Annotated in this window: 24 protein-coding genes and 1 pseudogene; 19 read left to right on the top strand and 6 right to left on the bottom strand. The window is 34.2% G+C overall.

What is annotated here, in order from left to right:
* Positions 1-2 precede the first annotated feature (2 nt).
* The 12 genes from ruvX (at position 3) to KDN24_RS18030 (ending at position 10,371) form a co-directional block, all read left to right on the top strand.
* Positions 3-419 carry a Holliday junction resolvase RuvX gene (gene ruvX, locus KDN24_RS18085; protein ID WP_409971887.1) on the top strand — a complete coding sequence of 139 codons (417 nt, stop codon included), beginning with the start codon at positions 3-5 and terminating at the stop codon, positions 417-419.
* Positions 420-432: 13 nt separating this feature from the next.
* Positions 433-717 carry a DUF1292 domain-containing protein gene (locus KDN24_RS18080; protein ID WP_409971886.1) on the top strand — a complete coding sequence of 95 codons (285 nt, stop codon included), beginning with the start codon at positions 433-435 and terminating at the stop codon, positions 715-717.
* 298 nt (positions 718-1,015) lie between these two features.
* Positions 1,016-2,146, top strand: a complete 1,131-nt coding sequence (gene mltG / locus KDN24_RS18075; protein ID WP_409971885.1) for an endolytic transglycosylase MltG — start codon at positions 1,016-1,018, stop codon at positions 2,144-2,146.
* Positions 2,147-2,323: 177 nt separating this feature from the next.
* Entirely contained in the window at positions 2,324-2,962 is a 639-nt protein-coding gene (locus KDN24_RS18070; RefSeq protein ID WP_409971884.1) for an O-methyltransferase, read from the top strand.
* A 5-nt stretch (positions 2,963-2,967) separates the two neighbouring features.
* On the top strand, positions 2,968-3,897 hold the full coding sequence (locus KDN24_RS18065) for a peptidase U32 family protein (RefSeq protein WP_409971883.1): 930 nt from the start codon (positions 2,968-2,970) through the stop codon (positions 3,895-3,897).
* Positions 3,898-3,918: 21 nt separating this feature from the next.
* A complete protein-coding gene (locus tag KDN24_RS18060; protein WP_409971882.1) occupies positions 3,919-5,187 on the top strand; it encodes a peptidase U32 family protein in 1,269 nt (422 codons plus the stop codon).
* 5 nt (positions 5,188-5,192) lie between these two features.
* Positions 5,193-5,828 carry a uridine kinase gene (gene udk, locus KDN24_RS18055; protein ID WP_409971881.1) on the top strand — a complete coding sequence of 212 codons (636 nt, stop codon included), beginning with the start codon at positions 5,193-5,195 and terminating at the stop codon, positions 5,826-5,828.
* A 203-nt stretch (positions 5,829-6,031) separates the two neighbouring features.
* A complete protein-coding gene (gene greA, locus KDN24_RS18050; protein WP_409971880.1) occupies positions 6,032-6,508 on the top strand; it encodes a transcription elongation factor GreA in 477 nt (158 codons plus the stop codon).
* Between the two features lie 54 nt (positions 6,509-6,562).
* The gene (locus KDN24_RS18045; protein WP_409971879.1) at positions 6,563-8,326 is read left to right on the top strand and encodes a peptidoglycan D,D-transpeptidase FtsI family protein; all 1,764 of its coding nucleotides are present in this window, start codon (positions 6,563-6,565) and stop codon (positions 8,324-8,326) included.
* Between the two features lie 95 nt (positions 8,327-8,421).
* Positions 8,422-9,144: a DUF1510 family protein gene (locus KDN24_RS18040; RefSeq protein ID WP_409971878.1), complete on the top strand. Its 723-nt coding sequence runs from the start codon at positions 8,422-8,424 to the stop codon at positions 9,142-9,144.
* Positions 9,145-9,166: 22 nt separating this feature from the next.
* Positions 9,167-9,865, top strand: coding sequence for a 5'-methylthioadenosine/S-adenosylhomocysteine nucleosidase (mtnN, locus tag KDN24_RS18035; RefSeq protein ID WP_409971877.1), 699 nt, complete (start codon positions 9,167-9,169; stop codon positions 9,863-9,865).
* A gap of 365 nt (positions 9,866-10,230) precedes the next feature.
* Positions 10,231-10,371 carry a YrzI family small protein gene (locus KDN24_RS18030; protein WP_409971876.1) on the top strand — a complete coding sequence of 47 codons (141 nt, stop codon included), beginning with the start codon at positions 10,231-10,233 and terminating at the stop codon, positions 10,369-10,371.
* A gap of 434 nt (positions 10,372-10,805) precedes the next feature.
* Here the strand turns inward: KDN24_RS18030 and KDN24_RS18025 are convergent, their stop codons facing one another.
* From KDN24_RS18025 to KDN24_RS18010, 4 genes are all read right to left on the bottom strand, one after another.
* Positions 10,806-10,970, bottom strand: coding sequence for a hypothetical protein (locus tag KDN24_RS18025; protein WP_409971875.1), 165 nt, complete (start codon positions 10,968-10,970; stop codon positions 10,806-10,808).
* Positions 10,971-11,062: 92 nt separating this feature from the next.
* The gene (locus KDN24_RS18020) at positions 11,063-11,737 is read right to left on the bottom strand and encodes a YwrJ family protein (protein ID WP_409971874.1); all 675 of its coding nucleotides are present in this window, start codon (positions 11,735-11,737) and stop codon (positions 11,063-11,065) included.
* Positions 11,738-11,788: 51 nt separating this feature from the next.
* Positions 11,789-12,328, bottom strand: coding sequence for a hypothetical protein (locus KDN24_RS18015; protein ID WP_409971873.1), 540 nt, complete (start codon positions 12,326-12,328; stop codon positions 11,789-11,791).
* A gap of 52 nt (positions 12,329-12,380) precedes the next feature.
* A complete protein-coding gene (locus KDN24_RS18010) occupies positions 12,381-12,833 on the bottom strand; it encodes a hypothetical protein (RefSeq protein WP_409971872.1) in 453 nt (150 codons plus the stop codon).
* Positions 12,834-13,119: 286 nt separating this feature from the next.
* Between KDN24_RS18010 and sigK the strand changes: the two genes are divergently transcribed.
* The 7 genes from sigK to KDN24_RS17975 all read left to right on the top strand — a co-directional run bounded on the left by sigK (position 13,120) and on the right by KDN24_RS17975 (position 20,264).
* On the top strand, positions 13,120-13,836 hold the full coding sequence (gene sigK, locus KDN24_RS18005; RefSeq protein ID WP_409971871.1) for an RNA polymerase sporulation sigma factor SigK: 717 nt from the start codon (positions 13,120-13,122) through the stop codon (positions 13,834-13,836).
* A gap of 584 nt (positions 13,837-14,420) precedes the next feature.
* On the top strand, positions 14,421-14,885 hold the full coding sequence (locus tag KDN24_RS18000) for a GNAT family N-acetyltransferase (protein WP_409971870.1): 465 nt from the start codon (positions 14,421-14,423) through the stop codon (positions 14,883-14,885).
* 347 nt (positions 14,886-15,232) lie between these two features.
* The gene (locus KDN24_RS17995) at positions 15,233-15,772 is read left to right on the top strand and encodes a GNAT family N-acetyltransferase (protein WP_409971869.1); all 540 of its coding nucleotides are present in this window, start codon (positions 15,233-15,235) and stop codon (positions 15,770-15,772) included.
* 435 nt (positions 15,773-16,207) lie between these two features.
* Positions 16,208-16,930: a response regulator transcription factor gene (locus KDN24_RS17990; RefSeq protein WP_409971868.1), complete on the top strand. Its 723-nt coding sequence runs from the start codon at positions 16,208-16,210 to the stop codon at positions 16,928-16,930.
* Complete coding sequence (locus KDN24_RS17985) at positions 16,923-18,026, top strand: sensor histidine kinase (RefSeq protein WP_409971867.1); 1,104 nt, start codon at positions 16,923-16,925, stop codon at positions 18,024-18,026. The genes KDN24_RS17990 and KDN24_RS17985 overlap by 8 nt, the downstream gene beginning before the upstream one ends.
* A gap of 116 nt (positions 18,027-18,142) precedes the next feature.
* Entirely contained in the window at positions 18,143-19,069 is a 927-nt protein-coding gene (locus KDN24_RS17980) for a VanZ family protein (protein WP_409971866.1), read from the top strand.
* Between the two features lie 205 nt (positions 19,070-19,274).
* Positions 19,275-20,264 (top strand): zinc-dependent alcohol dehydrogenase family protein, encoded by a 990-nt coding sequence (locus tag KDN24_RS17975; protein ID WP_409971865.1) that lies wholly within the window; start codon positions 19,275-19,277, stop codon positions 20,262-20,264.
* Between the two features lie 75 nt (positions 20,265-20,339).
* Here KDN24_RS17975 and KDN24_RS17970 read toward each other — a convergent pair whose 3' ends face one another.
* A complete protein-coding gene (locus KDN24_RS17970) occupies positions 20,340-20,669 on the bottom strand; it encodes a tRNA-binding protein (protein WP_409971864.1) in 330 nt (109 codons plus the stop codon).
* Positions 20,670-20,742: 73 nt separating this feature from the next.
* A pseudogene (locus KDN24_RS17965) lies at positions 20,743-20,898 on the bottom strand (EamA family transporter); the annotation flags it as partial.
* Between the last annotated feature and the right edge of the window lie 447 nt (positions 20,899-21,345).

Raw genomic sequence — 21,345 nt, 5'->3', positions numbered from 1 at the left:
GTATGCGGACGATGGGCTTAGATGTCGGTTCAAAAACCGTTGGCGTTGCAATAAGCGATGCACTTGGTTGGACTGCACAAGGCTTAGAAACTATAAAAATTAATGAAGAAAAGCAAGAATTTGGATTTACGAAGATTGGTCAAATAATAAAAGATCATGAAGTAAATAAAATTATCGTTGGTTTGCCAAAAAATATGAATGGGACGGTTGGACCTAGAGGCGAGGCAAGTCAGTTTTTTGCTTCAGAGCTAGAAAGACTATTTGGCTTACCAGTTGTTCTTTGGGATGAGCGTTTAACAACGATGGCTGCAGAAAGAGTGCTCATTGAGGCAGATGTAAGCCGAAAAAAAAGAAAAAAAGTCATTGATAAAATGGCAGCAGTTATGATTTTACAAGGCTATTTAGATAGTCAAAATTAATGAGGTGAATATAATGGATCATGGAGAAAACAATATTACAGTAGTAGACGAAGAAGGCAATGAGCAGTTATGTGAAGTTCTTTTCACATTTGATTCTGAGGAATTCGGCAAGTCATATGTATTATATTATCCTGCAGGAGCAGATGAGGACGATGACGAGGACATTGAAATTCATGCGTCTGCCTTTATTCCGAGCGAAGATAATAAGGATGGCGAATTAATGCCGATTGAAACAGATGAAGAATGGGATTTAATTGAGGAAATGCTTAACACTTTCCTTGAAGAAGAGGAAGAATAAAATAACCCTAAGTTCTATTCGTAGGGTTAGCTATTCATCAAATTTAAACATGATTTAACTATTTAAAAGCTGGCCATTATGGTCAGCTTTTTTTAGCTCGTAGGAAAATTTAAGTTCATAATGAGATGATTAGTTGAATTGTTATAGCATGATTTGTAATTGAACCGATTACGCTTCCGCTTTTCTTCTTGAAAAGAAATATAGTATAATAAGCCGGAGTGGAAAGGTAGCAAGCAGCAAATACTCGAATGCACAAGTTTTTCCGATAGATTAGCTTTTTTGAAATGGTGGGGATACAATGTCAGTGGATGACAAAAAAGGAAAGAAAGAACTAATTCGCAAGAAAATGATTGAGCGTCAAAGCGAAGCGAAGATCGTGAGGAAAATCGTTTTAATCATCGCAATTATTTTAATTATTACAGTAGGTGTTGTTGCAGGTGGGGGGTATTTTTATCTTAAATCTGCTTTAGAACCAGTGAATCCAGATAGCAAAAAAGAAAAACAAATAGATATCCCGATTGGTTCGTCTGCTTCTAGCATCGGGAAAATTTTAGAAGAAAACGGAATTATTAAAGATGCTCGGGTTTTTAAATATTACGTTAAATTAAGGAATGAAACAGGCTTCATGGCTGGTAATTATACGTTAAAGCCTTCGATGACAATTCCCGAAATTATCTCAAACTTAAAAACTGGGAAAATTCAAGAAGAGCTCGTATTTAAAATGACGATACCAGAAGGAAAGCAGCTTGAGCAAATTGCGAGTATTATTGCTGAAAAAACGAATAAAAATGCTGATGACGTATTCAAGAAGCTAAATGAAAAAGCATTTATTGAATCTTTAATGGCAAAATATCCTGATATTCTGACAGATGAGATATTTAATAAAAATATTAAATATCCGTTAGAAGGCTATCTATTTCCTGCAACATATCCGTTTTATAAAGAAGATCCGACCATTGAAGAGATTGTATCTGCAATGCTGGATAAGACGGTAAGTGTTGTACGTGGCTATCATGCTGAAATAGAGGAACGTGAGATGACAGTCCATCAATTATTAACGATGGCATCTTTAATTGAAGAAGAGGCAACACAAAAAGTCGATCGTGATCAAATTTCGAGTGTATTTTACAATCGCATGAAGATTGGTATGCCTCTACAAACAGATCCGACTGTTCTATATGCTCAAGGTGAGCATAAATCGAGAGTCGTATATAAAGATTTAGAAATTGATTCACCATATAATACGTATAAGCATCCAGGATTGACACCGGGTCCGATTGCTAATGCTGGTGTTACGTCGATTGAAGCTGCATTATTTCCTGAGGAAACAGATTATTTATATTTCCTAGCAACGCCAACTGGTGAAGTTCTTTTTTCTAAAACATTAGAGGAGCATAATATAAAGAAGGCTCAACATATTGGAAAGTAGAAAAATTAGCATTCCTAATCTATTTATGTTAAAATAATTCAAGTGTTTTAAAAGACTTATATAATATTTATGTAGCGTGTACAACAGTTAAAAAGGATATCGGTATTTACGTACCAGCATTTTAATATCCTTTTCTGTGAACGCTATTTTTTCTTGTCCATTTGAGGTGATAAAAGTATGCAAAGCGATAAACTAAATGCATATTTAGAGGAATTGATTCCTAAAAGACATGAACTTTTAGATGAAATAGAGCAATATGCGAAGGAAAATAGCGTTCCGATAATGGAAATTGCCGGAATTGAAGTAATGATACAGCTCTTGCGCATTCACAAGCCTCACACCATATTGGAAATTGGAGCAGCAATTGGATATTCAGCACTTCGTATGGCTTACAGCCTCCCTGAATGTAGGATTATAACGATCGAAAGGGACGCAACAAGATATGAGCAGGCAAAACAAAATATTCAAAAAGCAAAAAAGGATGCGCAAATTACGATTATTGAAGGTGACGCACTTGAGAGTGAAGCATTCATCATGAATTTTGCTCCATTCGATGCGATCTTTATAGATGCGGCTAAAGGACAGTATAAACGTTTTTTTGAACTTTATTCACGCTATTTAGCTGAAGATGGGATCATTATCACTGATAATGTTCTGTTTAAAGGTCTTGTTTATGAAAAAGAGATTGAAAATAAACGGACACGGAATCTTGCAAAGAAGATTCATGATTTTAACCAATGGCTGATGAACCATCCCGATTATCATACCGTCATTTTACCAGTAGGTGACGGGGTAGCAATAAGTAAAAAGAGGTGAAAATGATGGCAAAACCAGAACTATTAGTCACACCAAGAAATATTGAAGATATTTTGCCTCTAGCAGAAGCTGGAGCAGATGCATTTGTTGTTGGAGAACAGAAATATGGCTTAAGACTAGCAGGTGAATTTTCTAAAGAAGATGTAAAAAAAGCGATTGAGCTTGCACATTCAAAAGGAAAAAAAGTATACGTTGCAATGAATGCTATTTTTCATAATGAGAAAATTGAGGATTTGCCAAGCTATATTCAATTTATGAATGAGGCGAATGCAGATGCGATTATTTTTGGGGATCCAGCTGTATTGATGGCTGCTAGAGAAGTAGCACCTGCGATGAAGCTGCATTGGAACACAGAGACGACAGCAACAAACTGGTATACATGTAATTATTGGGGTCGCAAAGGGGCTAAACGTGCAGTTCTTGCTCGTGAAATAAGCATGGAATCCATTATTGAAATGAAAGAAAATGCCGAAGTAGAAATTGAAGTCCAAGTTCATGGTATGACAGCAATGTTTCAGTCAAAGCGTTCTCTTCTTGGTAATTACTATGAATACCAAGGGAAGGTTATGGAAGTCCAAAATCGATTGCAAACAGACAATATGTTTTTACATGATCAGGAACGTGAGAATAAATATCCTATTTTCGAGGATGAAAACGGGACACATATAATGAGTCCAAATGATATTTGTATTATTGATGAGCTTCAAGACATGATTGAAGCAGGTGTTGATTCTTTCAAAATTGATGGGATATTAAAAACATCTGAATATATTCTTACTGTCACAAAGCTTTATCGAAAGGCAATCGACTTATGTATAAAAGATCCAGATCAATATGAGGATGAAAAGGACGAGCTATTAAGTCAAATTGAAGAAATTCAGCCAACTAATCGTCCGTTAGATACAGGATTTTTCTTTAAAGAAACAGTTTATTAACTTCTAAGGGAGGGATACAATATGACAACGGTGAAAGACAACATTTCCAAAATCGTGGATGGTAAGCGAGTAATCGTTAAAAAACCTGAATTACTTGCGCCAGCAGGAAATTTAGAAAAGCTAAAAATTGCTGTGCAATATGGTGCTGATGCAGTATTTATTGGTGGCCAAGAATATGGTTTGCGTTCAAATGCTGATAATTTTTCATTCGAAGAAATGAAAGAAGGCGTAGCATTTGCTAAAAAATTCAACGCGAAAATTTATGTAACAACAAATATTTACGCTCATAATGAAAATATCGTAGGATTGGAAGAATACCTTCTTGGACTTAAGGAAGCAGGGATTGCTGGTATTATTGTCGCAGACCCCCTAATTATTGAAACATGTCGCCGTGTAGCTCCCGAGATTGAAGTTCACTTAAGTACACAGCAATCATTATCTAACTGGAAAGCAGTTCAGTTCTGGAAAGAAGAAGGCATGGAAAGGGTTGTACTTGCTCGGGAAACAAGTGCAGAAGAAATTCGTGAAATGAAAGAGAAGGTTGATATTGAAATTGAAACCTTTATTCATGGGGCGATGTGTATTGCTTATTCGGGACGCTGCACTTTAAGTAACCATATGACTGCTCGTGATTCAAACCGTGGTGGTTGCTGCCAATCATGCCGTTGGGATTATGATTTATATAAATTAGAAGGAGATAATGAAACACCATATTTTACAGAAGGCGACTCTCCTTTTGCCATGAGCCCAAAGGATTTAAATTTAATCCAATCCATCCCGAAAATGATTGAGCTTGGCATTGACAGTTTGAAAATTGAAGGCCGAATGAAATCAATTCATTATGTGGCTACTGTTGTAAGTGTATATCGCAAAGTGATTGACGCTTATTGTGCAGAGCCGGAAAACTTCAAAATTAAACAGGAATGGATTGATGAATTAGCGAAATGTGCCAATCGTGAAACAGCTCCTGCATTTTTTGAAGGAGTTCCAGGTGTTAAAGAGCAGATGTTTGGAAATCATAGCAAAAAGACAAATTTCGATTTTGTTGGATTAGTATTAGATTATAATGCTGATACGAAAATGGTCACATTGCAGCAGCGTAATCATTTTAAACCAGGTCAAGAGGTTGAATTTTTTGGACCAGAAATTGAGAATTTCACTTTCCGGATTGAACAAATTTGGGATGAAAAGGGAAATGAGCTTGATGCTGCTCGTCACCCAATGCAAATCGTTCAATTTAAAATGGATAGACCTGTATTTCCAAACAACATGATGCGAAAGGAGATTTAAGTGAAATGAATCGCAAACCTGTTGTTATAGGAGTAGCAGGTGGCTCTGGTTCAGGAAAAACAAGTGTGACAAAATCAATTTGTAATTGTTTTAAAGGTCACTCCATTTTGATGCTTGAACAGGACTATTACTACAAAGATCAATCAAATTTACCTTTTGAAGAACGATTAAAAACAAACTATGATCACCCATTAGCATTTGACACAGATTTATTAATTGAGCACATTGAGGCCTTGCTAAAATATGAAACAATTAGGAAGCCAGTATATGATTATGCACTTCATACTCGTTCGAGTGAAGTAATTCATGTTGAGCCAAAGGATGTCATTATTTTAGAAGGAATTCTTATTCTTGAGGATAAACGTCTGCGCGACTTAATGGATATTAAACTTTTTGTTGATACAGATGCAGATTTACGCATTATTCGTCGTTTAATTAGAGATATTAAAGAGCGTGGACGTTCAATAGATTCCGTCATTGATCAATATGTGAATGTTGTTCGCCCGATGCATAATCAGTTTATCGAACCAACGAAGCGATATGCAGATATAATTATTCCTGAAGGCGGACATAATCATGTAGCAATCGATTTAATGGTCACAAAGATTCAAACTATTCTTGAACAAAAGTCTTTTTTGTGACACAATAGCATAGAAAATATAATATATAAAAGTCCAAGATTGGACAAATCTATGCGCGCCCTTTTTATCAAAGGACGCGCTCCTATGCATTTATGAAAAAATTGAAGTACATAAAAAACAGACAGAACACAATTAAGTATAAGGGGAAATAGGATAACCTATTCGTTTTGTATAGAATTGTGAAATTTGAAGGAGTGAAGGTTTTGGCAATTGAAAAGGTTTTCCCGATGACACAAGCTGGAAAAGAGAAGCTTGAACAAGAATTAGAATATTTAAAATCAGTTAAGCGTAAAGAAGTAGTAGAGCGCATTAAAATTGCACGTAGCTTTGGAGACCTATCAGAAAACTCTGAATATGATTCAGCCAAAGAGGAGCAAGCTTTCGTTGAGGGAAGAATAACAACGATTGAAAACATGGTTCGCAATGCAAAGATTATTTCTGATGCTGAATTGAGCGGAGATACTGTTTCATTAGGTAGCTCAGTTACATTTATTGAACTTCCAGATGGTGATGAAGAAACATATACAATTGTAGGAAGTGCAGAAGCCGATCCATTTGAAGGGAAAATTTCAAATGACTCACCAATAGCAAAAAGCTTGCTCGGTAGAAAAGTTGGCGAAGAAGTAAAAGTTCAAACTCCAGGTGGAGAAATGGACGTTAAAATTATCGCAATTAAGTAAAGAATCGTTTGAAATGCACAAACCTCGTCAACACTTTTGACGAGGTGTTTTTTTATGTGGAGAAAAAGAGCAGTAATATGGCTTAGTTTATGTATTTTCGGGCTTGTTTTTTTACTCGGCAGATTAGCCCAGATTCAATTAATCTCAACTGAACATTTTACGAGCAGGCAAATTAATTTACTAGAAGCGAGTGTAAATCAGCGATCACAGGAAATGATTCTTGATAATGGCCGTGGAAACTTTCTTTATAGTGATGGGACTCCGATTACTCATCAAAATCTTTCGGTTTTGATACTATTTCCATTTTTGAAGAAAATGGAATGGAATAGTAAGAAGGTTTCTGAAATTACAGGTATATCTGAGTATGCTCTTCGCTATGAAGTGAATAACGCAAAAGAACCGTTTGCTTACGGGGGGAAAAAACCGCTGCAATTAACCGAGCAGCAAATGGATGAAATAAATGTTTTAAAAATCCCTGGTGTATTCGCAGTTGATAAAAAATATCATGTAACAGAAAACTTAGCAGAGCATTTAGTAGGCATAACAGGAGAAAATGAAGCTGTTTTTCGAAAACGTTATCCAGATAAAGAGATTTCTGCAAAAACGATGATTGGCCTTACTGGGATGGAAAAGAGCTTCGATGAATTTCTTTTACCTGATGGAAAATCAAAGCTTATTTATCATGTTGATGCAATTGGTGGTCCTTTATTTGGGATTAATGTGAAATATGTGGAACCAGCAAATCCCTTTTATCCGGTTAACATTAAAACAACGCTTAATCATGATTTCCAAACCTTAGTTGAAAACCTTGTTGTTAAGCATGGAATCAATAAAGGTGGAGTTGTTTTGTTAGATATTGAAACAAATTCTGTCTTGGCTATGGTTTCACGTCCGCAAATCAATAAGAAGGATCCATTTCAGCCAAAAACGGGTGGAATTGAAAATGAAATGTTAAAGCAACAAATTATCGGCTCCGTATTTAAGACTGTTGTATCTGCCGCTGCAATAGAATATAATCTCGCAGATGCGGCACGTACTTTTGATTGTAGTAAGAAAATTAATGGGGAGCCTGATCAGCTTTTTCAATATGGAATGTTAGATTTTACGGAAAGCTTTGCGAAAAGCTGTAATAATACATTCGCAACGATAGCAAAGGAATTAAAGGAAATAGATGCCAATATATTAGAGGATTATGCTAAACGGCTTTCATTAGTTGGTCCAGTTGGTTGGAGCGGAGATATATATCATTTTGTAGATTTCAAACAACTTCAAGACGAAGAAAAGGGTCGAGTTTTTCTAACGGATGAGGCAAAAAAGGATAGCAACTTTGTTGCCTTAACTGGAATTGGCCAGCATGAAGTTAGAGCGACTCCTCTTGCTGTAGCAAATATGATGGCAACAATTGCAAGGGGAGGAAAAAAAGATATGGTGCGAATTGCTTCAAAAATTGAGTATAAAAATCGAACTTCTCTTGTAGATTTTAAAGAGAAAAAAATAGAGGGCGACATTGTTTCTCCTTATACCGCGATGAAATTGCAGAAGCTTTTGCGTGAAGTGGTAATGAATGAAGAAGGAACGGGAAGATGGTTTCAAAGTTTACCCTATGAGGTTGCCGGCAAATCAGGAACGGGAGAAACTGGAAGGATGTTAAATGGTGAACAGCTATATAACAAATGGTTTGCAGGTTATTTTCCGTTTGATAAGCCCAAATATGCACTCGTAACAGTTAGTTTAGATGTTACGAATGGAACAGGTGGAGTGAATACTCTTTTTGCGGACATTGTGAAAGAAATCCACAAATATGAGACAAATCAGTGAAATAATGGACAGATAAAAATTTTCATGTTTGAATATAGTCATGCTAAAATAGTGTAATAGCCTACAATAGATAGATAGTGGGGAGGAGAGTTTTTTTGAAGTACAGCTCATATAATCGAGAATCACGTTCTGAAGCACGAGGGAAAAGAAGACGAACAAATTTGATTTTAAATTTGCTGATTGGTTTTGTTATTTTGCTAATAATCGTTGTTTCGTCTATCATTTTCCTAGGAGGAAATGATGATAATACGCCTGATAAATCCGTTAATAAACAGACTGAAAACAAACAGGATGAAGATACCGAAGATATTGCTGACAATAACAAAGATAAAGAAGATCATCAGTCCAAGTCGAAAGATGAAACTGAAACAAATGGAGAACAGGCGAATAATAATGAAACTGACCAGACTAACAAGGAAGATAAAAATAAGCCCTCTGAACAAAAAGTGACTCCTGCTGATAAAAATGATGAAGTTGTCACTGCTGGTGGAGAAAATGAAAATGTGAAAAATACCATTGAAAATTCAAGTTGGGAACCGATTGGTACAGTACAAACAGGTGAGCACACTACTGTTTTTGATAAAGATTCTGTTGACTGGACCGAAATGATCCAGGCGATCACATATGCAACAGGTGTCGATGAAAGTAATATGACAATCTGGTTCATTGGCAATAACGGTCATAATCGTGCGGTTGGAACAATCTCATCGAAAGATCAGCAAGAAAAATATCGAGTTTATATGGATTGGGTAGATGGTAAAGGCTGGAAACCGACGAAAGTTGAAGAATTGGTTGAAATAGATAAAAAAACTGAATAATTAAAGAGAGAGGTTTTTTACTGTGAAAATTGCAATTATTGGAGCAATGGAAGAGGAAGTAACGCTATTACGTGAGAAAATAACTGGAAAAGAGCAGGAAGTAATTGCTGGCTGTGAATATACAACTGGGGAGATGGAAGGCGTAGAGGTCGTACTTCTTCGTTCTGGTATCGGAAAAGTGAATGCGGCTTTATCAACGGCTGTTTTATTAGAAAAATATAAGCCTGACTATGTTATTAATACTGGCTCTGCTGGAGGGCTTAATCCAGATTTAAATGTTGGAGATGTCGTAATCTCAACTGAAGTTCGTCATCATGATGTTGATGTTACGGTTTTTGGATATGAATATGGTCAGGTTCCACAGCTACCTGTTGCTTTCCTTGCGGATAGTCAATTGCTCAAAATTGCTGAAAACTGTGCAAATGAAATTTCTAATATTCAAGTTGTACGTGGTTTAATTGCGACAGGTGATTCATTCATGAATGATCCAGTGAGGGTTGATTATATTAATAAAAAATTTAAAAATCTTCAAGCTGTAGAAATGGAAGCAGCAGCAATTGCACAAGTGTCTTATCAATTTGGAGTTCCATTTGTCGTGATACGCTCGTTATCCGATATCGCGGGAAAAGAGTCTAATATATCATTTGAGCAATTTCTTGAAACAGCTGCATTGCATTCAGCTGAGCTTGTCATGAAAATTGTTGCTGCATTAAAAGAATAAAGATATTTATTTTTATTTCTAGAAAAATACAAAAAAAGGTTTACAAATTTGATTATTGTGGATATAATTGCCATGAAGTGAAAAATTCAAAAAAAGGAGGTCGAATAAAATGACTTATGCTTTAGTTTCTGTTGGAAAATCAAATCAAACTGTATATTTTACGAATTCGACCTACGTTGAATGGATCGCTTAATTTTTTTCTTTATTAGATATCCATGCCGCAGGGAGGATCGTGCACCTGTGGCTTTTTTATGCCATTTTAGCCGCAGGAGCAATGTCTCTTTGCGGCTTTTTTGCGTAGATTCGGCTTGTGCCAAGCTGCAGCCATTTTAAATGAGGATATCTTAAAGGAGGTGAAAACCCTTATGACACTAAATATTTTGTTTTTTACGATTACGATTAAGAAAAGAAAAGTAACGGTTGAAGAAGCACTTCATAATGAAATGGTTATGAAAATTTATGAAGAGAATCACAAGCAACACACGACAATGAATCACCCATTTTAATTTTTAAATACAATAATTGGAAGGTGGTAATGAAGATGTTATTTCTAATGCAAGGAAAGCAGGCTATTTTATCGGTGGAGAAAGATACCACCTAGCGAATGTAAGTTAGGAGGGAAAATCTAATGTCACTGCATGTATTATTATTGACACTGGAATTTAGAAAAAAGAAAAGAAACTAAACACCCGTTTGAGAAAAACGCTCTCCTAGAAAATGTACTTATTTATTAACAGAAAGTTCATATTCACTGTAAATATAAACAATGTGATTATGGTAAATTTAATTTAATTATTAAATAAGGAAGTTTGACAGGAGCTGAAAAAATTGTTTTCAATCGTTATGGGGCTAGTATTATGTGCGACAATTGGTGTAGTCATTTTCACTGAAGTAAGTGCCGACTAAAAATAAAAAGGATTGACCATTTGGTTAATCCTTTTTATTGCCTGTTTTCAGGTCGAAACCAGAGGAAAATGACTAATATAACTGTGGCGGCCAGTAAAAGGATGGTTTTTAAAGAAAACCCGTTAAATATTATTTCTGCAACACTCGCAATCAGTACAATGACCATAACTAATAATAAAATTAATCGTTGTGCAGTCAATTATGCTCCCTCTTTCATCAAAAAATGCTATCTCCATCTCATGGACGATTACTGCTATCATATCACATAAAAAAAGCCGTAAAAACGGCTTTTTAAATGTTTGTAAAATGGACTGTTTTAATATGTTGCATGTTTAAATAAACTTGTTCTTCTCTTGCAGTAATAAGCTCAATAAAATTATTTTGCAAGCTATTTATTTTTCCAATTAAATTAGCATTTTCTCCGACATTTAGAACGACTAAGTCATTGACCATTTTTTCAATTTGTACTTCAAATGTTCTCGCAAGAGATATATTTGTGGGACTCATTGGTAATTGTTGATTACTTAAGCTATAAGGGCGCTGATTAGCTGTATATGGCATAATCCATTTTAAATGGTTTAGTGAAATAAGCATTGTTTTATAGACGGGTGAGTAAAAGACAAAGTAATTATTCATAATACTCGAAATATAGCCCGGAATGGGCTGATTCCCTGTAATGTAAATTTCTGTGAACATCCCTTTTCCTGAATTTAAAACCTTTCTTAAAGAAAGCTCGTCATCATGTTCAATATGGGGCAAATCGCTTGGGGGTGAGATTTCATGTTTAGCTGCTTCTAATTTACGAATATTTTGAATATGAACAATTGGTAAATAAAGATAGTCTTTTCCGTCAAATAAAACAATGACATCACTTCCGATATCATTCAGCATCCCATGAATCATCTTTTTACCAGGAAGTTGAAGTGCGATTTTTTCGCCAATTAATTTATTCAAGATGTTTTTCAAATATTGAACCTCCTTTCACTATTTGCAGAAAAGATATGAACTTATCGTTATTTATTTTCTTCCTCCCCCAAAAATGGAATCTCTTCCAGTGTAGGTATAAGCTCCGTACGAACTTGAATAATCATCTGCAGAATTAGAATTACTACTCGTATCTTCTTTTTCAAGAATAATATTGTTAATATTGGCAGTGTTTAAATACATTTGCACTTCTTTTCCGATTAAAATGACATATTCATCTTCTACAGTACTTAAAAAGCCAGAAAAACCTTTATTGCTTTGATTATCATCACTATTTTGATTCACCTTGCTATCGATTGAAACCCATTTTGTTTGCAGCTTTCTAAGCACATCTGTTAAAGTATGTGCTTCATCTGATAAATCTGTAAAATATTTTGATTTTAATTTTTTTGTGTTTTTCAAAAAACCTTTTACATTTTTAAGATTATGGTAAATAAAATACTTATCTGTTTCTATTACTAAATAATCATCTTTAATACTCGCCAAAACACCTTCAATTGAGTTCCCGTCGCTTAATAAAATATTAAGCTCGTGCCCAACGAGTAAGGACAAATTCTCATTTAAGTGATTCATTTCTCATAGACTCCTTTTTTATTTTATTGTCTTCCTTTATCAATTATGGGGCTTAATTATTTGATTCGACTTGATTTTTTTCTGCTTTTAAACCGTAACTAATACTACGAATATGATACATTGACACACGAACGATTTCTTCATTTTTTATGACTGTTACAAAATCATCGCTAACATCATAAAGAACGCCTTCTACCTTTTCAGGCCCGCCGCGATTAATTTTTACCCATTGGTATCTAAGATTATCCATAAGGTCGGAAAAGTTATAGGCGGTTTTATAATCTAAAGTCTCTAGCAAATAAGAATTGAATTTCTGACTATCCTTTGAATTTTCAGAAATACTTTTAATATGTTGGTTCTTCATATACGTTACTCCGTCATCTTGTGATAATAAGATTAAAAAGTCATTTCCAGTTTCTAATAATTTACCAGTTAATGATTCAGGTCCGCCTCTGTTTATTTTAATAACTTTATTGACTAAAGCTTCCATCATATCATTACTCATTCAATACTCCTCCTTAGGAATTTATAAGCTTATTCCATGCATATATATGTATCTCGGAAGGACAATGTACTATTGAATACGCCTGTTTTACAGCAAATATATGAAATTAGGCACGTAAAAAATAATGTAAAATTGACAGGATGGAAGGAATTTAAATGGATAAATCCCCTATTTATTTAGAAATAATGTTATTAAGGAAAATAAATGCAGGTGGACAGACAAAAACAACTCTTAAAGCTCATAAGTATTAGTTATAATCTATTGTTTGAAAGCGGGGGTGGAATAAATGTCTGGAATATTAACTGCACTTGGGTATTTGGTTAAGGAGATCGTCTTTCTTGTTTCTTATGTAAAAAACAATGCCTTTCCTCAACCGCTATCGGCTGCTGATGAGAAGAAATATTTGCAGCAGATGGCTGCTGGCGATACTTATGCCCGCAACATGCTGATTGAGCATAATTTAAGACTTGTAGCTCATATCGTAAAGAAATTCGAAAATACTGGGGAAGACTCCGAAGATCTAATTTCAATTGGAACGATCGGATTAATTAAGGCAATTGAAAGCTATTCAGAGGGAAAGGGAACGAAGCTGGCAACATATGCTGCCCGCTGTATTGAAAATGAGATACTCATGCATCTTAGAGCTCTAAAGAAAACGAAGAAGGATGTATCCCTTCATGATCCGATTGGCCAGGATAAAGAAGGGAATGAAATCTCTTTGATCGATGTTTTGAAATCTGATTCTGAGGACATTATTAATACGATTCAGTTGAATTTAGAGCTTGAACGAGTAAAAGAATATATTGGCGTTCTTGATGACCGAGAGAAGGAAGTCATCATCGGTCGCTTTGGGCTCGACTTGAAGAAAGAAAAAACACAACGAGAAATTGCCAAAGAACTTGGCATTTCTAGAAGCTATGTATCTCGAATTGAAAAGCGTGCCTTAATGAAAATGTTTCACGAATTTTATCGGGCAGAGAAAGAAAAGCGGAAAAATAATTAGGATAGGAAGGGAAAAAGGAGAAACACAAAAGTGCTTTATATGAACACAATAGGTTAGTCATTATACTGAGACAGTCATTCGGATATGAGTTAGGTAGTTATCTAAACTTATGTCCTTTTATTTCTGCCTTTAAAAAGACAGGATAAATATGAAAAAGCTTGCTTTAAAGGTAATTTTAATGATAACAAGAATCATCAACATTCTTTTAAGAAGTTCTATACTCCAAACGTAATTTATTCCTTCCTTTAAATCATTAATAGTAGAGTTTTCCTTATTTTTAGGGTTATCTTTTTCTTTTACCAAAAGGCTGAACAGAAAAGTTAAAAACAGTAAAAACGCTACGAAAAGGAATAGTTTAACTTTTTATTGAATAATGGTTCATCTATCTGAAAGGCAGTTGTCATAATATAATAAAGCTGTTTATCTGGCTCATCAGCATGATTCTCTAATAGAGAATCTAATAACTTTCTATATTGAAAAGTGAATTTTAACTGTATTATATAAGTTTTTCTTTAAATTGTAAAAAAGGAGGAAACCGGAATTTTTCTCTTACTAAACGTCTAAATGGCTTAGGAGGTAGGGAGATGAAATTTAAGATTTTACCATCAAAAAATACAGAAGCATACGAATTGTTAAAGATTCAAAAAGAAGCGTTTTATTTCGATTTAATGAAATATAAGGATTACGATACAAATCCAGCAACTGAATCCTTGGAATATTTTTTATTTAGAATGCAAAACTCTTTGCATTATTCTATTTTTGTTGATGATAAGCTTGCAGGCGGAATCTGCATTGTCATACAGAACTATACTCATTATTATTTGTTTTCGATTTTTCTTAGCTCCCGATTTCAAAACAAAGGTTTAGGTTCTAAAATAGTACAGGAGCTAGAAAGACGATTCCCTCATGTACGAAAGTGGTCGCTTCACACCCCAAAAGATGATCATCGAAATCGCCATTTTTATGAAAAACTCGGGTTTAAAAAAACAGGGGAGGAACCAATAAACCAGTACTTGACACTTATAAATTATGAAAAGAATATGCAGTAAATTACAGGTTTTGGGCGTGTGGAACTGAATGTTGAAAATGCATTAAATCGATATATGAGACAAATCCTAATGCACTTATGTTTGGTATACTTGTTCTCTTTTTTTAGAGTTACATTAGTTAAAGAGAAACATTGGCTCTTGTATTTCTAAAAAAAAGATTGATTAAATGCCCTTTCTTATTCCGCAATTGGACTAGATTCAGAATAACGAAGATGGATAAATATGACAAAATTAAACACAATATTTAAATTTGATGAAAATTGATTTTATGAAATATTTTTTCCTTTCGGATAACGTTTTTTCTTTCTGATATAATGTAATGTATTAAATAGTGAAAGGAAGATTAGATGCTTAAAAGTGAAAATATTTATCTTAGACCTTTTATTCTCTCGGATGCTGACGAATTACTACTTTTGCAAAATAAAAATCGCTCATTTTTTGAGAAGCACTCAATCACTCGTCCTACTACTTACTGGTCATTAGAAGCTCAGCAAGAATTAATAGTAAAATGGGAACAAAACAAACAAAAAGATATTGAATACTATTTTGGCATCTATAAAGTAAATGGTCATAAACTCATTGGCACTATCAGCTTATTCCAAGTTATGCGTGGACCTCAACAAAGTGCTTTTATTGGATACGACTTAGATCAAGAACATAATGGTAACGGTTTTACCACAGAAGCAGTTAAGTTAATCGTCAATTATGCTTTTGATACCCTTAACTTACATAGAATTGAAGCTGGAGTAATGCCACATAACATCGGATCAATAAGAGTTTTAGAAAAAGCTGGTTTTCATAAAGAAGGAATAGCCATTAAAAATGTTAATATTAACGGTATTTGGGAAGATCATCAGGTGTTAGCTATTATAAATCCAAATGAATAATTCCTATTAGATTGCCGACTAGTTAAATTTATTCCACTCATATGTAAATACTGTGAGTGGTTTTTTCAATTAATGGATATTAAAAATAGTAAAGTTAACTGAATATAATTCAATGTTGAAACATGTTCACGAACTCTCCTTACCAACGAGAAAAAGAAGGCATAAAAATGCCTCTCTCTTAAGGAAAAATAGAGGGCTATACGACTGATAAAGATAAGATTTATTCTCTTGATCAATTCGGTTAAACGAATACAATAGTTAATATATACCTTAAAAGATTACGTTGACATGGAATATATGACTGTGCAGGAAGCAGCCGAAAATAGAACGTTACAGAATGTTGGGTTCAGAAGCTCTGAGAAGAAAATAGAGTAAAGGGTGTAGTTCGGTTTAGTCGAGTGTGGATGATTCCAAAAAATTCTGAAATACCCTTGGATGGAAGAGCATAAATGGGAAGGTGTGAACAGCTTGAGTAAAATATTAATTGTGGATGATGAAAAAGAAATTGCCGACTTATTAGAAGTATTCTTGCAGAATGAAAAATTTCAAGTAACTAAATGCTATTCTTCTAAAGAAGCACTGTCGTATATACAAAATGAAAAATTTGATTTAGCCATTTTAGATATAATGCTTCCTGATATAGATGGGTTTGAATTATGCAAAATGATTCGAAAAAAGCATACATATCCTATCATTATGCTTACATCCAAAACTGACGGAATAGACCGAGTTGCTGGATTATCTTTAGGTGCTGATGATTATGTGACAAAGCCATTCCTTCCTGTTGAATTAGTTGCACGTGTGAAAGCACAGTTAAGGCGTGTACAAGAGTATGATGGAAAAGAAGGCATCACATTAGATACTATATCAATTATGGGACTTTCATTAAATAAAAAAGCACATGAGTGCAAATTAAACGGAAAAACTATAAATCTTACTCCCACGGAATTCGCCATACTTTGGCTGCTATCTGAAAATAGAGGAAAAGTTTTTAGTGCAGATGAACTTTTTCTAAAAGTTTGGGGTGAAAAATATTTTAAAAACAGTCGCAATTCAGTAATGGTGCAAATAAGGAACATACGGGAAAAGCTAGATGATATTTCTAATAAACCTACATATATAAAAACAATATGGGGGGTTGGGTATATCATTGAATAACCAAAATAAAAGTTTTTCGAAAAAGTTCAGTCAAGTCCGGCTGCTTCATCATTTTGTTTGGGGAACCATTGCACTGGTTGGGTTTGGTGTAGTCTATCTGATAATTAGTATAGTTTCAAAGGATAGTTTTTATATTTTTCTTGAACAAACCATTGGTTATGATATGTCATACTTAATCCATTCATATGAACCTGCTGTCATTTTGTTTACTTTTATTATTTCACAGCTTTTTGTTTGGATCGTAATTGAATTGTATTACTCAAAAAAAATAATAAGTATAGTGGATACCATGGATGAAGTTCTTAATAAAACAACGGAAAAAATCGTGTTACCACAGGGTTTTGAATATTTGGAAAATCAACTTAATCTATTAAAAACACAAAATCGAGAGCAACAGCATTTATTGGAAATGGAAATAAAAGAAAAATCTGATACACTTACTTATCTTGCCCACGATATTCGAACACCTTTGGCCTCTGTAGTCGGATATTTAAGTTTATTGTGCGAAGCACCCGACATGCCCGTAGAGCAGCGTTTGAAATATACGCGGATAGCATTTAGCAAGGCATTAAAGTTTGAAAACTTAGTTGATGAATTTTTTGATATTACAAGATACAGCTTGTCTAATCAAATATTGTCAAAAAAAGAAGTTGATTTAAGTTTTCTTTTCGAACAATTAGCTGATGAGTTCTTCCCAATTTTAGAGAGAAAAAACCTTCAATTAGATTTGCAGATTGAAAGTGATTTGTATATTATTGCAGACAGCGAAAAAATCGCAAGAGTATTCATGAATGTTATTAAAAATGCCATTGAATATAGTTTCTCTAATAGCACGATTACTTTTTCCGCACATTCATCGGGAGAATATATATCCTCAATTATTGAAAATAAAGGAAAAACCATACCAACTCAAAGTTTAGAGTGTCTGTTTGATAAATTTTATCGTGATGACGAAACTAGAAACTCGGACAAAGGCGGTGCTGGATTAGGTTTAGCAATTGCAAAAGAAATTATTAGGTTGCATGGCGGAAACATAAGCGTAGAAAGTTCAGAGGAAACTACAAGATTTATCATTACATTACCAATTCAACCATAAATTATAAGAAAAAAATAAGATTTAGAAAATGAAAAGAGAATAAATCACTTGTTTTCCTTTGATAGAATATATTCAAAACGGACAAGTTATTTTGAATATAAAAAGAGGTAAACAATATGGAAGATAAACGAAAAGAAAAAATGATCCGTTATTCCTTATGGATTGTTTTGATCATTTACTGTCTGCTTCTATTCCGCATTACTTTATTCAAACAGGTAGCGTTGTTCAATCTATCAGCTGCTATCGGAACGAGTGAGCGAATCATAAGCATTGTACCCTTTGTTTCTATCTTGGAAATGATAAAAACTGGAACTTCATTTGAAAGAATCATTGAGAATGTTCTTGGCAACATTGTTCTGTTTATTCCTTTGGGAATACTTTTGCCAACTTTGATTCGAAAATCAGGGAAAATCATCTTGCTCCTTGGAATATGCACGAGCACCATTATTGAAATAGTACAGTTTGTTTTTGGATTAGGAAGCACGGACATTGATGATCTCATTCTAAACACCGTCGGTGTGTTGATTGGATATCAATTATTCCGCTTTATAAAAAGAGTAACAAAATCTAATTTTGCATTTCTAATCTATACACTCATCTTGCATTTAATGACTGGTGCAGTTAGTGTGGGGGTATTACTTGTATATAATACAGATCTTTTGGTTTTGTCCCCGAAAGAGGTAATCACTGAAAATGAGGAATTGGTAGCAGATTTTATTAAAACATCTTCTTATCTTAATGGTAAGTTTATAGATTTTGATGAACCAGTATTAACTCTCGAAAAAAGTATCTCTAATGCAAATGAAAAGAGAGAAAACGCAACGATAGAAATAACAAAGAACAGCCGAATATATATGTGCTATGAAAAAACAGACTATTTTTTCACGGCCATTTCAGCAGAATACTATAAATATGAGCAAATTGAATATTCTGATTTTATATCACATTGGGCAAAAACATTTGATAGAGGCAACTCTATCCGAATATGGAGCTCGGATGGAAGCCATGCAGATTCTATAGTTATTATTGTGTATGTTGAATGATAAAGCACGACCAAATCAACGGCGTAATAAAAAAACATTGTTATCGCAGCAGGGTATCTACGCGACTAAACATTTTTCAAAACCAATGTTAGGCACTAATCTTTGCATTCCTTTAAGGGCTGGAATCAGGAAACAGGATTTACAACGTTAATGAAATTCCAAATTAAAAAATAATTCTAATTTATAATAAGGAGTCTTTATTGTTTTGGATGGAAAATATATTAATTTCTACGAATTCGGTAGTCCTAAAGATGTGTTGAAAATTGAATATAAACCAATTGAACCACCAAAAAATAATGAAGTTCTTGTTCGTATGTTGGCACGACCTATCAATCCTTCTGATTTAATTCCAATTAGAGGGGCTTATTCACATCGAATTTCTTTACCAAATATTCCTGGTTATGAAGGGGTTGGGTTTGTAGAGGATTTAGGTCCTTTAGTTTCAAAAGACCTTATTGGTAAACGGGTTTTACCTTTACGTGGGGAAGGTACATGGCAAGAATTTGTTAAGACAACAGCAGAATTTGCCGTTTCTATACCTGATTCTATTGATGATTTTACTGCAGCACAAATGTATATTAATCCCGTCACAGCATGGGTGGTTTGTACGGAATTTTTAAAATTAAGGCCAAATGATGTTTTATTGGTTAATGCATGTGGTTCTTCTATTGGGCATATTTTTGCTCAATTATCAAAGATTTTAGGTTTTCGATTGATTGCAGTGACTAGAAATAATAAGCATACAGAGGAATTACTTCATCTCGGTGCTTCTAATGTACTAGACACCTCTATAATTCGTTTAAATGAAACCGTTATGGGATTAACAAGTGGAATGGGTGCAGATGCTGCCATTGATTCTATTGGTGGTTGGGATGGTAATGAATTAGCTTTTAGTGTCCGTCCTGATGGACATTTTTTAACAATCGGTCTTTTATCTGGGATACAAGTAAATTGGGCAGATATTGTACATAAAGCAAAAGTGAATGCGAATATGTTTCATTTGCGGAATTGGAATAAAAATGTATCAGCAAAAAAATGGCAGGAAATGTTTAATCATTTAATACAGCTAATAGATAATAAAAAGTTACGTTTGATGAGGGTCGATTCTAAATATGACTTGTCGGAAGTCAAAAAGGCAATTGACGCTGTTGAATTTAATAAAACAAAAGGGAAAGTATTTTTAACAAGTTATTGAGTTCATTCTTGTTCAACAAACTGGGGGTTTGTATAAAAGAACACAAATGAAATGTATCATTTGTGTTCTTAGAACTTATCCTAATCGGTCGCCTTTTTTAACCCTTTGTTGAGGTTCTATTAGAACTACACCTTGCTCAGAATAAGTCCCCATCACCAAAACTTCTGAGCTGAAATCAGCAACTTTCATAGGAGGGAAATTAACTACTCCTATTACTTGCTTACCAACTAGTTCATCTAAACTATAACAATCTGTTATTTGAGCACTACTTTGTTTAATTCCTATTTCTTCTCCAAAGTCAACCCACAATTTATATGCAGGTTTTCTTGCTTTAGGGAATGCTTCTGCTCTAATAATTTCTCCGACACGCATATCTATTTTTTGAAAATCGTCAAAAGTTACCATTTTAATTCCTCCATCAGTTTGAGTATTCATTACCTTTTTATATATTGAGATTTGATTGAGTCCGCTACTGTTCTAATATCAACCAACCTAATAATGTTCCAACAACAGGTTGGAAAAAGAAGAAAACTCCACCACTAGAAGCATTTAGAATTTGTAGACCACGATTCCACAATAGAAATGCTATGGCTGTTGATATGATCCCTAAATATAGCAATCCTCCCCAAATACTTGATTACTAAAAATAAAGAACCGATTATTGTATTTTTCATATTTGTACCCTCCGTGTTTTTTAGGCTTGTTATGCCTTAACGGAGAGAAATACTATTCTTGAGTTCTCTCCGTTAAGATTGGGAGAGTACTGTTGGTACATCGTTTTCAAATAGAGGAGTCCAGTACATATATTTTCACCTCAATGGTTTTACGTATTTCCTTATTATAACAAATTATCTATTCGTTGAAAATATTGCTTCAATGGATTCGGCTCCTGACCATTGATTCTTAAAATAATGTAAGGTTTCTAGGCTAAGCAGACGCCCTGATAGTTGACAGCCTACATCGTACGAACTGCCTGTTGATCACCACCTTTCATTTTTGTGAGTAATTGATACATATATTCATTTTGCATTCAGAAGGCCCTCCAGAGTAAGCAGCTTTACATACTATATTGTCACTCTAG

Origin of the sequence: Cytobacillus sp. Bva_UNVM-123 (assembly GCF_046351715.2) — a bacterium.
GTDB lineage: Bacteria > Bacillota > Bacilli > Bacillales > Cytobacillaceae > Cytobacillus.
This window is presented reverse-complemented; position numbering and strand designations above follow the sequence as displayed.

Coding starts and splice junctions, on each gene's coding strand:
- ruvX (WP_409971887.1), top strand. CDS start 3: ATGCGGACGATGGGCTTAGATGTCGGTTCAAAAACCGTTGGCGTTGCA.
- KDN24_RS18080 (WP_409971886.1), top strand. CDS start 433: ATGGATCATGGAGAAAACAATATTACAGTAGTAGACGAAGAAGGCAAT.
- mltG (WP_409971885.1), top strand. CDS start 1,016: ATGTCAGTGGATGACAAAAAAGGAAAGAAAGAACTAATTCGCAAGAAA.
- KDN24_RS18070 (WP_409971884.1), top strand. CDS start 2,324: ATGCAAAGCGATAAACTAAATGCATATTTAGAGGAATTGATTCCTAAA.
- KDN24_RS18065 (WP_409971883.1), top strand. CDS start 2,968: ATGGCAAAACCAGAACTATTAGTCACACCAAGAAATATTGAAGATATT.
- KDN24_RS18060 (WP_409971882.1), top strand. CDS start 3,919: ATGACAACGGTGAAAGACAACATTTCCAAAATCGTGGATGGTAAGCGA.
- udk (WP_409971881.1), top strand. CDS start 5,193: ATGAATCGCAAACCTGTTGTTATAGGAGTAGCAGGTGGCTCTGGTTCA.
- KDN24_RS18045 (WP_409971879.1), top strand. CDS start 6,563: ATGTGGAGAAAAAGAGCAGTAATATGGCTTAGTTTATGTATTTTCGGG.
- KDN24_RS18030 (WP_409971876.1), top strand. CDS start 10,231: ATGACACTAAATATTTTGTTTTTTACGATTACGATTAAGAAAAGAAAA.
- KDN24_RS18015 (WP_409971873.1), bottom strand. CDS start 12,328: ATGAATCACTTAAATGAGAATTTGTCCTTACTCGTTGGGCACGAGCTT.
- KDN24_RS18010 (WP_409971872.1), bottom strand. CDS start 12,833: ATGAGTAATGATATGATGGAAGCTTTAGTCAATAAAGTTATTAAAATA.
- sigK (WP_409971871.1), top strand. CDS start 13,120: ATGTCTGGAATATTAACTGCACTTGGGTATTTGGTTAAGGAGATCGTC.
- KDN24_RS18000 (WP_409971870.1), top strand. CDS start 14,421: ATGAAATTTAAGATTTTACCATCAAAAAATACAGAAGCATACGAATTG.
- KDN24_RS17995 (WP_409971869.1), top strand. CDS start 15,233: ATGCTTAAAAGTGAAAATATTTATCTTAGACCTTTTATTCTCTCGGAT.
- KDN24_RS17990 (WP_409971868.1), top strand. CDS start 16,208: ATGGAAGAGCATAAATGGGAAGGTGTGAACAGCTTGAGTAAAATATTA.
- KDN24_RS17980 (WP_409971866.1), top strand. CDS start 18,143: ATGGAAGATAAACGAAAAGAAAAAATGATCCGTTATTCCTTATGGATT.
- KDN24_RS17970 (WP_409971864.1), bottom strand. CDS start 20,669: ATGGTAACTTTTGACGATTTTCAAAAAATAGATATGCGTGTCGGAGAA.